Genomic DNA, 11,120 nt, shown 5'->3' with positions numbered 1-11,120 from the left:
AAGACTGCATGGATCGTAAATCGCTCGATCAAGCAGCGACACTGGCAGGGATAGCCGCCAACTATATTAATGCGCATGGTAAGCCGCAGGCTATTTCGGCACAAACTAAGCAGCAGTTGTTGGCGGCCATGGGGCGCACCAGTGTGCCCTCTGACTCCCAGACAGAAAAAGCACCATTACCACCGGTAAAAGTATTTACTTTTGGCAGCGCAATGCAGCTGCCAATGGCGGGTTCAGGCGATTATCACTGGCAGCTACAGACCGAAAAAGGTGATTTACATCAAGGGCGTATCAGTGCCAAAAAGACGCTGACCTTGCCAGCCTCACTGCCGCAGGGCTATCACCGTTTGGTGCTGGAACAAGGCTTACAACAGTGGCAGTGTTCGGTTATCGTCGCGCCGAAGCGCTGTTTTGAACCGGATGCCTTGTTGGCAGGGAAAAAACTCTGGGGAGCCTGTGTGCAGCTGTATACCCTGCGCTCCGAGCGCAACTGGGGTATTGGTGATTTTGGCGACTTAACCCAGATGTTGGAGCAGGTGGGTGAGCGCGGTGGGGCCTTTATTGGCCTTAACCCGATTCATGCGCTGTATCCGGCAAATCCACAAAGTGCCAGCCCCTACAGCCCCTCTTCACGGCGCTGGCTGAATGTGATTTATATTGACGTCAATCGCGTGGATGAATTCCACAGCAGCGAAGCCGCGCAGACTTGGTGGAACCAGCCCGAGACACAAAGTGCGCTGGCGAAAGCGCGCGCTAGCGAATGGGTTGATTATCCGCAAGTGATGCAACTCAAACTAGCCGCTTTGCGTTTGGCTTTCCCGCTTTTTACTGCCCGCAAAGCAAAAGATGCGCGGGTGCAGGCTTTCCATCGATTTGTTGAACAAGGTGGCAGTAGCCTGCATCAACAGGCCGCTTTTGATGCTCTTCATGCTCATTTGAGTGAAAATGACCCGATGATGTGGGGCTGGCCGGTATGGCCGGAAAAATATCGTGATGGGCACAGCAGTGGTGTGGCTGATTTTTGCCGTGAGCATGCGGATGACGTGAATTTCTATCTGTGGTTGCAGTGGTTGGCCGCCAGCCAGTTTGATGATTGTTTCCATATCAGTCAAACACGAAAAATGCCGCTGGGTTTGTATCGTGACTTGGCGGTTGGCGTAGCAGAAGGTGGCGCTGAAACCTGGTGTGATCGCGAGTTATATTGTCTTAAAGCTTCTGTGGGAGCACCGCCCGATATTTTAGGGCCGCTGGGCCAAAATTGGGGCTTGCCGCCAATGGATCCGCACGTCATGGCCGCTCGCGCTTATCAGCCTTTTATTGATTTGCTGCGGGCCAATATGACCAGTTGTGGCGCGCTGCGTATTGACCATGTCATGGCGTTATTGCGTTTGTGGTGGATTCCTTACGGCCAAACCGCCGATCAAGGAGCTTATGTTAAATACCCAGTCGATGATTTGCTGGCGATATTAGCTTTAGAGAGCCAGCGTCACAACTGCATGGTCATTGGTGAAGATTTAGGCACGGTGCCGGTCGAGATTGTCGCCAAGTTGCGCGACAGCGGGGTGTATTCCTATAAAGTGCTCTATTTTGAGCATGACAGCGAAAACACCTTCCGCGCACCACAGTCTTATCCGGTACAGGCGATGGCGACCATCACCACCCATGACTTGCCGACTCTGCGCGGTTATTGGCAAAGTGATGATTTGACGTTAGGAAGTAAGTTGGGGTTATATCCGGACCAACAGATGTTGAAACAGCTCTATCTTGATAGAGAGCGCGCGAAACAAGGTTTGCTGGAAGGGCTGCATCATTATGATTGTGTGCCAAAGAAAGTGGGTCATAAAGCATCGTTGCTATCGATGAGCCCTGTTCTCAACCGCGGATTGCAGCGCTATGTGGCTGATAGTGCCAGTGCGTTACTGGGTTTGCAGCCGGAAGACTGGCTGGATATGGCTGCTCCAGTCAACATTCCTGGCACCAGTGATGAGTATCCAAACTGGCGGCGTAAGTTGACATCAACTTTGGAAGAGATGTTCGCCGACGACCAGGTTAATCGTTTATTGAAAGATTTGGATAAGCGCCGCAAGAATGTTTCAGCGGGGTGACCTTTTAGGTCGTACAAAGGGTTATTAGGTGATGGGTTCGGTTGACATGAGATTGCCGCTCACCTAACTCTTGATGCTTAAACCGGTTAAGGGTGTGGGCGCACACCCTTAACAATCCCGCGCCTTGCGCGAAATATTGTGGCTGCGCCATTCCCTCCAGCAGCCGCTAGCCTTATCGAGCCAACGCGATGGGCATCCCTGCCCAAGCGCGCTTTTCGCCGCCGTCCGTGGCGGCTCACTCGGGCCATCGTCTTTGTCGGCAATATCCCTGATTGCGCTCAACGTCAAAACATATACTCGTCACATTGCTTCAAGTGCCGCTAACACCGCTGTAACGCCAAGGACGCAGGATAATTAGTAGTAAGAATGCTCGCCGCGCTGATGCTCGGTCAAATCCCTCACACCCTTCAATTCTGGGAATTTCTGCAATAACTCTTTTTCGATGCCTTCTTTCAAGGTCACATCGACCATGGAACAGCCGTTACAACCGCCACCGAATTGCAGGATAGCCAATGCATCTGGCGTGATTTCCATCAAGGTGACACGGCCACCGTGACCGGCTAATTGCGGGTTAATTTGTGATTGCAGCACATACTCAACCCGCTCCATCAGCGGAGCATTGTCATCCACTTTACGCATTTTTGCGTTAGGGGCTTTGAGTGTCAGTTGAGAACCTAACTGGTCAGTGACGAAATCGATTTCAGCGTCTTCCAGATAAGGTTTGCTCAACTCATCAATATAAGCTGATAACTGCTCAAATTTCAGTACGGTATCTGTTGCTTCAACGGCATCCGGTGGGCAGTAAGACACACCGCACTCGGCGGTTGGCGTACCGGGGTTGATAACAAATACGCGGATTTGGGTGCCTTCTTCTTGATTTGCCAACAGTTTGGCAAAATGAGATTGTGCTGCGTCTGTTATTGTGATCATGGCATCTGCTCAATAGTTGACTATTCTTGTCGGTTATAATACGCCCATTGTTAGGGTGACTACAAGGTTCGGCAGAGACACCAGACCTGCAATGAGGCGATCTCCTGAGCCCATAGTAACTTGGCAATCTCATTCAGTGTACTGCCTGTTGTCACAACATCATCCAGCAGAGCAATATGTTGGCCGCGAATAGGCTCCATGCAGCGAAATATTCCCTGCATATTTTTCCGCCGTGCGGTGGCTTTTAATTGCTGCTGAGGGGGCGTCGCTCGAATGCGGCGTAAGGTGGTATTGCTGTAGTCGCAACCCAGCCAGCGAGCCAATGGGCGCGCTAATAAATCTGTTTGATTATACCCGCGCCGCCAACAACGCCAGCGGTGCAGCGGTACACTGATAATTCTGTCCGGTTTGATGACGTTACCGTGACGCCAAACATCGAGCCAGCGCAGTAAGAATAATCGAGCCAATACCGGTGCCAGTGAGGTCGCCCCGCTAAATTTTAGCTTTTTTATCAACCCATTCAATGGGGGAATATAATCGCTGACAAATATCATACGCATCCAGGGCCGTGGTTGCTGAAGACACCGGCCACAAGGCAAAGCTGTATTGCTGCAAGGTAAGCCGCAGTAAGGGCAACAAGGCGGTAATGGGGGTAAGTGGCGGCGGCAGTAGCAACAAATACCGTGCTTTGGGTGATACAGCGGTTGCTGGCATAGCCAACATTGGCTGATGATTGTTAGCATGTATATCTTCCTTGCTATACAGGTTAAGGCGACAGGATACTAACGTATGAAACAACTTTATTGGAACGTCTGCGGTGAAGGCGATCGCGATCTTGTGTTACTGCACGGATGGGGGCTGAATGCAGGAGTATGGCATTGCATAATTGACCGACTCGCGCCGCATTTTCGCCTGCATTTAGTCGATCTCCCTGGCTATGGCCGCAGCAATGAATTTGGTGCGATGTCACTGTCTGAAATGGCTGAAATAGTCTTACAACAAGCCCCTAAGCAAGCTATATGGCTGGGTTGGTCAATGGGCGGGTTGGTTGCTAGCCAGATAGCTTTGCAGCACCCTGAGCGGGTCAGTGGGCTTATCACGGTGGCTTCTTCCCCGTGTTTTGCGGCTCATGATGAGTGGCCGGGTATCCGCCCAGAGGTTTTGGCGGGTTTCCAACAACAACTCAGTGAGGATTTCCAGCGCACCGTTGAACGTTTTTTGGCGCTGCAAACTTTGGGGACGGAAAGCGCACGCCAGGATGCCCGTTTGTTGAAAGCGGTTGTATTGCAACACCAAATGCCGGAAGTGAGTGTCTTGACCGGTGGGTTAGATATCCTGCGCACGGCGGATTTGCGCGAAGCGTTAGCCGGCTGCTCTCTGCCTTTTTTGCGTATTTATGGTTATCTGGATGGGCTGGTGCCGCGCAATGTCGCCTCATTGTTAGATAGCAAATGGCCGCACACGCAGTCGGTGGTGATGAAAGGATGTGCCCATGCGCCATTTGTTTCTCATCCTGATGAATTTTCAAAACTAATTATCGATTTCGCGCAACAGAATAGCCGCTGACATTCTATTTTTTGGGCTTTCGAAGCACCATGGCTGGCGATAAGAGCCGGTTGAAAAGAGCGGCTAAATAAAATTTAATCGTCGATTTAATGGCTAAATATTAAATTTAATTAATAATTGTTAGTGCATTAGTACAATACTTATAAGCATTAATCATTCATTTGCGAGGTATTCGGTATGAATTTATTGAAAAATCTGGCGGTAGCTCTGGTGGTGACAGGGGTTTCTTTTGGCGCGATGGCGGCTAAAGAAATTACTAAAGAAGAAGCTAAAAATTACGAAAAAATTGGCACAATCTCGACTTCGGGTGAAGCAACATCGCCAATGGACGTGAAGCATGAACTGTCAAAATTGGCAGACGAGAAAGGCGGTAAGTATTACCTGATTATTGCCGAGCGCGAGAAAGGGAAGTTTGCTGCCGATGCAGAAGTCTATAAATAATGTTAGCAGAGATGCCCAAGTGGGCATCTCATTTGGTGCGCTGTTAATTTTTCAAGTGATAAATCACTGTGTTACATTGATTCTTTCCCTCAGGGCAACGCTTGCAATTGCCGCTGAGGCACCCGCTATTATCTTGCTCAATACGTTCAATCTTGCCCATTGCGGTCAACTTTTCCAGCATTGCCTCAACCAGAGGTAAAGGCAGCGCCAATTGGTGGCTTAACTGCTTGGCATCAGTGTTGCCGCTAAGGGCGATTGCATCGCGCAATTGCACCAGGCTTGCCATAGCTTCTCCTCATCAATGACAGTCATTGCCAGAGCGCTGGCAACACTTGCTGGTGGGCGTATTGTTTTGTAATCTCACGGTGACCCGGCTGCGCGCCCGGCGCAAACCCAACAAGATTAAAACATTAATAATAATAACCAATGCGATAATGCTAAGACTCTGTTGCGGGTGATCCCGGAAAGTGGCCGCTTGATAGAACAAGGTGGCCAGTGAGTAAGCAACATTCAGCCCCCACAGTATTGAGAAAATCATCCAGCCGCGGCTGGTTTCCCGCGCAATCGCCCCCATCACCGAGACACAAGGCACATACAGTAAGACGAAAATCAGGTAGCTGTAGGCTGAAATACTGGAGCCGAACTTGCTACTCATCATCCCCATCGAACCGGCCGCCATTTCGCCGTCACCTTTACTGGCTTCAATAGGGTTGGATAACACACTGAGGCTAAAAGTATCTTTTAACCCCTGCCAGGTGGTATCAACCGCTCCGGCCAATTCACCCCATAAATTAAAGCTTTCAGCATCAAAAGGTTCATTTTTAATTTGTTCGGCGGTGTAAAGGGTATTCAATGTCCCCACCACGACTTCTTTGGCCATGGCCCCGGTGACTAAGCCCACAGTCGCTTGCCAGTTATCCTCATGAATCCCCATTGGCGACAGTAATGGCGTTAATACTTTACTAACAGAAGCCAGCGCCGAGTCATTAATACTGTCGACGGCTTTGCCGCTGAAAGAAAAACTGTTCAAACCGCCAATAAAAATACTCGCGATAACAATGACTTTCCCGGCGCGCAGGACAAATCCTTTCAACCGTTGCCAGGTTTGTAATAACAGACTTTTGAGATGCGGCACATGATAAACCGGCAATTCCATCACAAAGGGTGATGCTTCACCGCGCATGATGGTGTATTTCAAAACCAATCCGGTGAGAATGGCGACGGCAATCCCCAGTAAATAGAGAGAAAAGACGATACTGGCCCCGTCCTGGCCGAAGAATGCGGCGGCAAATACTGCAAATATAGCTAGCCGCGCGCCACAGGACATAAACGGCGCCATCATGATAGTTATCAATCGCTCGCGTTGAGCATCCAAGGTGCGTGCGCCCATAATCGAGGGTACATTGCAGCCAAAACCAACAATCAACGGCACAAAAGATTTACCCGGTAACCCCAGCGCCTGCATCAGCCGGTCCATAACAAACGCGGCACGGGCCATATAGCCAGAATCTTCCAAAAAGGAGAGGAACAAATACATCATGCCAATTTGTGGCACCAGCGGCAGCACGGTGTTTATCCCGCCCCCGACCCCTTGGGCCAGGAAGATAGTTAGCCACTGCGGGAAATGCAGTGTATAGCCAACCCATTGTATTCCTTGAATAAAAATGGCCGCAGAGCCGATATCAAATATCGGTTGTAGCGCCCCGCCGATATTAATGGCCAAGACGAACATTAAATACATGACAAACAAGAAGATAGGCACGCCCAACCAGCGGTTCAGGATCACTTTGTCGAGTGCTTGTGTCAGGCGGTTGGGTTCGGCTTGCTGTGAGTTGCCGACGATATCGCAGATACGGGCAATGCTCTGATAGCGGGCATCGGCGATCACCAGTTCTGAGTCTTCGTGCTGATTTTTCCGTAGGTTTTCACGTGCCAGCTCAAGGCGTGGCGCAGCTATACCCGCACGCGCCAAGCTGTAAATATCCCCTTCCAAGATTTGCAGGGACAACCAGCGGCGTTGTTGAACCGGCAAGGAGGGCGGCATTTCCTGCACCAGCTTCTCCACTTCATGCAGTAGCACCGGCGGGTAGTTAATCAAAGCTTTAAAAGTGACGGGCTGAAACTCATCAATGCTCGTTTTTAATTCATTGATACCGCGCCCTCGAGTCGAGATCAGCGGGATAACCGGGCAGCCCAATTGCTGAGAAAGGGCTTCAATATCAATATCAATGTGCTGGCTTTTGGCGATATCCAGCATATTCAGAGCCACGATACAGGGGATGCCTAGCTCCAGCAGTTGCAGTGTCAGGTAGAGATTGCGCTCCAGATTGGCGGCATCCACCACGTTAATCAGCAGGTCCGCTTCGCCGCTCAAAATATAGTGGCAGGCAATTTGCTCATCCAGCGAGGTTTGCTCTGAAATGGTCGTTAGTGAGTAGGTTCCCGGCAGGTCAACCAAAGTCACTTGGTGTTGCGCGGTGTTGAAGTGGCCCTCTTTGCGCTCGACAGTGACCCCGGCCCAGTTACCAACTCGCTGGCGAGCGCCAGTTAACTGGTTGAAAAGGGTAGTTTTACCCGCATTGGGGTTGCCAATTAGGCCAATGGTGAGTGTTTTCATAATCCAACGTGATAATCAATAAATGAAAGTCAGCTTGCGCAAGGCGATTATCTTGCATCACCCCGTAACCAGAATAAGAAGTTGACCTGAAAAACAAGAAGTTGACCTGAAAAATAAAGAATTGACCTGAAATCTTAGGGTTGCAGGTCGAGAGTCAGCAAATCTAAGTCTTTTTTACGGAGCACCAGACTGACCCGACGAGTTTCTATCTGAATAGGGTCACCTAAGGGCGCTAGGCGAACAACATTAAATGAAGAGCCGGGTAGCATACCCAGAGACAACAATTTCTGCCGGTAAGCGGGGCTAATTTCAGGTGAGAAACCAACAATTTTGTAGGAACGTTGTGGGATCAAATGCATAAGAGCCTCTTGAAATGTAGGTAATTAATTATCGTTATTGATGTACCAGTATTCAGAGTGATTCCACCCTACTCGCCATACTTCAAGCTGCATGTGCATTGGCTACCTTCCTGCAACTCAAATTATTTAGAGTCTGTAAGACGTAATAATTAAAGTAATAATAGTAAGAATCGTTTTCATATTCAACTCAGGTTAAATACTCAAAAGTAAATATTCATTACGATCTCATTTTTATAATTAATGAGTCTGATTTTTATTTGCGCTTGTTTTACCATCAAATTAGCACAATCGCAAATGCGAACAATGAGTTAAATCAGTTAACTGAATGTTTCTATAAACCGTTATCCATAATGATAAATACCGATTATTAACATAATCATTTCACTATGATTTGAATCAAATAACATTCGCATTCTAATTAACTATTAGAATGCTATGGTAATTATTTATAAATTAACAGCCATAGCGGACCAAATTAAACCGCATGTTAACTATGATGTTAAATCAGCCAGGGTGATACTCGATTTAACACTGGATAAAAGAATTGCGTGCTAATTAATTTAGAAGATAACCCAGCAATCTTATAGAAGAAAAAAATATGAGCGTAGAGGGTCAATAACCCGTTAGGGATGAGTTTTAACTGACAAATGCCATGCAGAAAGTGAATAAAGCAAGCTGAGGGTCACAAATGTGGCCCTCAGCTCCGATATCAGCGCTTTTTAAACGCCGCAGCCAACGCGTCACTCATGGCGCTGTTGTTGCTGCCAGAATTGCTGTCTACGCGCCCTTTGGCTGCTGGGCGGCTATTGGATTCATTATTATTCCGTGGTCGGCTGTTATTACTGGAATTATTGGCATTGGCACGGTTTTCACCGCCATTACCCCGGCGTGAACCGCTTTCACCCGGTTGCTCATCAAGGCGCATCGTCAGAGCAATACGTTTGCGCTGCAAATCCACTTCCATGACTTTAACTTTGACGATATCGCCGGCTTTCACCACCTTATGCGGGTCATCGACAAATTTATCTGCCAGTGAGGAAATATGCACCAGACCATCCTGATGAACGCCGATATCGACAAACGCACCAAAGTTAGTCACGTTAGTCACTGAGCCTTCGAGGATCATACCCGGCGTCAGGTCATTCAGTGTTTCCACGCCCTCGGCAAAGGTCGCCGTTTTAAACTCAGGGCGGGGATCTCGGCCCGGTTTTTCTAGCTCGCGTAAGATATCGGTGACCGTCGGCACACCAAATTTCTCGGTGGTGAAATCGCGGGCATTGAGATTACGCAAGGCCGTGGCATTGCCCATCAAATCCTGCAAAGCTTGCTCGGTGGCGGCCAAAATACGCTCGACAATCGGATAGGCCTCTGGATGCACTGTTGAGGCATCCAGCGGGTTATTCCCGTGGTTGATACGCAAGAAACCGGCGCACTGTTCAAAGGCTTTTGGCCCTAAGCGGCTGACTTTCAGCAATTGTTCGCGGTTATGGAAGCGGCCATTCTCATCACGCCAGTTCACAATATTTTGCGCCATCATGCGGGTCAAACCGGCGACTCGGTTCAGCAATGGCACGGACGCGGTGTTCAAATCGACTCCCACGGCGTTTACACAGTCTTCTACCACCGCATCCAGTTTTTTCGCCAATTGGCTTTGGCTGACATCATGCTGATATTGGCCGACCCCGATGGATTTCGGGTCGATTTTCACCAGTTCCGCTAACGGGTCTTGCAAGCGGCGGGCAATAGAGACCGCGCCACGGATGGAAACATCCAGATCTGGGAATTCCAGTGCCGCCAGCTCCGAGGCTGAATAAACTGACGCCCCGGCTTCACTGACAATGACTTTCTGCGCCGTCACCGCCGGATACTGCTGTTGCAGCTCAGTAAAGAAGCGCTCGGTTTCCCGTGATGCGGTGCCGTTACCAATCGCTACCAATTCAACCTGATGTTTGATGCACAGGGCGGCCACTACAGCGGCGGCTTTTGCCGTCTGCCCGGTATGAGGATAAACGGTATCGAAGGCAACCAGCTTGCCGGTAGCATCAACTACCGCCACTTTTACCCCGGTGCGCAGGCCCGGATCGAGGCCCATAGTGGCGCGCATCCCTGCTGGGGCCGCCATCAGCAAATCTTGCATGTTACGGGCGAATACATTGATAGCTTCGTCTTCGGCCCGTTCACGCAAGGTGCTCATCAACTCGGTTTCAAGATGCATCAGCACCTTAATGCGCCAAGTCCAGTTGACCACCGCTTTGCGCCAGCTGTCTGCCGGCGCATTATTCAGGCGCAGATCCAGGTGATTGATAATAATCTGTTCGCCCTGACTCTCGCGAGGCGGCTCGTCAAACTGGGGATCGGGATTCAGCGCCAGTTGCAGCACACCTTCATTACGGCCACGGAACATCGCTAGGGCGCGGTGAGAAGGGACTTGGGCGATAGGTTCGTGGTGATCAAAGTAATCGCGGAATTTAGCGCCTTCCTGCTCTTTGCCTTCCACTACTTTTGATACTAAATGGGCGTTTTTCCACAAGTATTGGCGCACTTTCGCCAGCAATGTTGCATCTTCCGCAAAACGCTCCATCAGGATATAGCGCGCGCCATCCAGTGCCGCTTTGGTATCCGCCACGCCTTTTTCAGCATCGACAAAAGCGAGCGCGACCTGTTCTGGGTCTTGCTGTGGATCATGCCATAAGCTGTCTGCCAAGGATTCCAGACCGGCTTCAATAGCAATCTGCCCACGGGTGCGGCGCTTGGGTTTATAAGGAAGGTATAAATCTTCCAACTCGGTTTTACTCATGGTGCCGTTAATGGCACCGGCGAGTTGCTCGGTGAGCTTGCCTTGATCTTCTATTGATTTAAGAATGGTTTGGCGGCGGTCTTCAAGTTCGCGCAGATAACCCAAACGGCTTTCCAACTGGCGCAGCTGGGTATCATCCAATCCGCCGGTAACTTCCTTACGATACCGTGAAATAAAGGGCACGGTATTACCTTCATCCAACAGGCGTATTGCAGCAATCACTTGCTCCGGTCGCGCCTGTATTTCGCTTGCAATAATGCTGCTCAGTTGTTCATTCATAAGTCTGATATCAATTTTGATAGAGG

General features: G+C 49.8%; 9 protein-coding genes. 3 read left to right on the top strand and 6 right to left on the bottom strand.

Annotated elements, in window-relative coordinates; genetic code table 11:
* Positions 1-8: 8 nt before the first annotated feature.
* Positions 9-2,105, top strand: coding sequence for a 4-alpha-glucanotransferase (gene malQ / locus DXZ79_RS19450; protein ID WP_120011553.1), 2,097 nt, complete (start codon positions 9-11; stop codon positions 2,103-2,105).
* Positions 2,106-2,459: 354 nt separating this feature from the next.
* Here malQ and nfuA read toward each other — a convergent pair whose 3' ends face one another.
* Both nfuA and gntX read right to left on the bottom strand, forming a co-directional pair.
* A complete protein-coding gene (nfuA, locus tag DXZ79_RS19445) occupies positions 2,460-3,035 on the bottom strand; it encodes a Fe-S biogenesis protein NfuA (RefSeq protein WP_038637289.1) in 576 nt (191 codons plus the stop codon).
* Between the two features lie 59 nt (positions 3,036-3,094).
* Positions 3,095-3,778, bottom strand: coding sequence for a DNA utilization protein GntX (gene gntX / locus DXZ79_RS19440; RefSeq protein WP_038637286.1), 684 nt, complete (start codon positions 3,776-3,778; stop codon positions 3,095-3,097).
* A gap of 46 nt (positions 3,779-3,824) precedes the next feature.
* Here gntX and bioH point away from each other — a divergent pair, with 46 nt between their 5' ends.
* Together bioH and DXZ79_RS19430 are read left to right on the top strand one after the other, a co-directional pair.
* Positions 3,825-4,601 (top strand): pimeloyl-ACP methyl ester esterase BioH, encoded by a 777-nt coding sequence (bioH, locus tag DXZ79_RS19435; protein ID WP_038637283.1) that lies wholly within the window; start codon positions 3,825-3,827, stop codon positions 4,599-4,601.
* A 177-nt stretch (positions 4,602-4,778) separates the two neighbouring features.
* Entirely contained in the window at positions 4,779-5,042 is a 264-nt protein-coding gene (locus DXZ79_RS19430) for a YdgH/BhsA/McbA-like domain containing protein (RefSeq protein ID WP_038637281.1), read from the top strand.
* 43 nt (positions 5,043-5,085) lie between these two features.
* Here the strand turns inward: DXZ79_RS19430 and DXZ79_RS19425 are convergent, their stop codons facing one another.
* The 4 genes from DXZ79_RS19425 to DXZ79_RS19410 form a co-directional block, all read right to left on the bottom strand.
* Positions 5,086-5,328 carry a FeoC-like transcriptional regulator gene (locus tag DXZ79_RS19425; RefSeq protein WP_038637278.1) on the bottom strand — a complete coding sequence of 81 codons (243 nt, stop codon included), beginning with the start codon at positions 5,326-5,328 and terminating at the stop codon, positions 5,086-5,088.
* A gap of 12 nt (positions 5,329-5,340) precedes the next feature.
* Positions 5,341-7,659 carry a Fe(2+) transporter permease subunit FeoB gene (gene feoB, locus DXZ79_RS19420; RefSeq protein WP_038637275.1) on the bottom strand — a complete coding sequence of 773 codons (2,319 nt, stop codon included), beginning with the start codon at positions 7,657-7,659 and terminating at the stop codon, positions 5,341-5,343.
* Positions 7,660-7,793: 134 nt separating this feature from the next.
* The gene (feoA, locus tag DXZ79_RS19415; RefSeq protein WP_005186094.1) at positions 7,794-8,018 is read right to left on the bottom strand and encodes a ferrous iron transporter A; all 225 of its coding nucleotides are present in this window, start codon (positions 8,016-8,018) and stop codon (positions 7,794-7,796) included.
* A gap of 709 nt (positions 8,019-8,727) precedes the next feature.
* The gene (locus DXZ79_RS19410; RefSeq protein ID WP_120011552.1) at positions 8,728-11,094 is read right to left on the bottom strand and encodes a Tex family protein; all 2,367 of its coding nucleotides are present in this window, start codon (positions 11,092-11,094) and stop codon (positions 8,728-8,730) included.
* Positions 11,095-11,120: the final 26 nt, after the last annotated feature.

It is taken from the genome of Yersinia rochesterensis (assembly GCF_003600645.1).
Lineage (GTDB): Bacteria > Pseudomonadota > Gammaproteobacteria > Enterobacterales > Enterobacteriaceae > Yersinia > Yersinia rochesterensis.
This window is presented reverse-complemented; position numbering and strand designations above follow the sequence as displayed.

Coding starts and splice junctions, on each gene's coding strand:
- malQ (WP_120011553.1), top strand. CDS start 9: ATGGATCGTAAATCGCTCGATCAAGCAGCGACACTGGCAGGGATAGCC.
- nfuA (WP_038637289.1), bottom strand. CDS start 3,035: ATGATCACAATAACAGACGCAGCACAATCTCATTTTGCCAAACTGTTG.
- gntX (WP_038637286.1), bottom strand. CDS start 3,778: ATGCTAACAATCATCAGCCAATGTTGGCTATGCCAGCAACCGCTGTAT.
- bioH (WP_038637283.1), top strand. CDS start 3,825: ATGAAACAACTTTATTGGAACGTCTGCGGTGAAGGCGATCGCGATCTT.
- DXZ79_RS19430 (WP_038637281.1), top strand. CDS start 4,779: ATGAATTTATTGAAAAATCTGGCGGTAGCTCTGGTGGTGACAGGGGTT.
- DXZ79_RS19425 (WP_038637278.1), bottom strand. CDS start 5,328: ATGGCAAGCCTGGTGCAATTGCGCGATGCAATCGCCCTTAGCGGCAAC.
- feoB (WP_038637275.1), bottom strand. CDS start 7,659: ATGAAAACACTCACCATTGGCCTAATTGGCAACCCCAATGCGGGTAAA.
- feoA (WP_005186094.1), bottom strand. CDS start 8,018: ATGCATTTGATCCCACAACGTTCCTACAAAATTGTTGGTTTCTCACCT.
- DXZ79_RS19410 (WP_120011552.1), bottom strand. CDS start 11,094: ATGAATGAACAACTGAGCAGCATTATTGCAAGCGAAATACAGGCGCGA.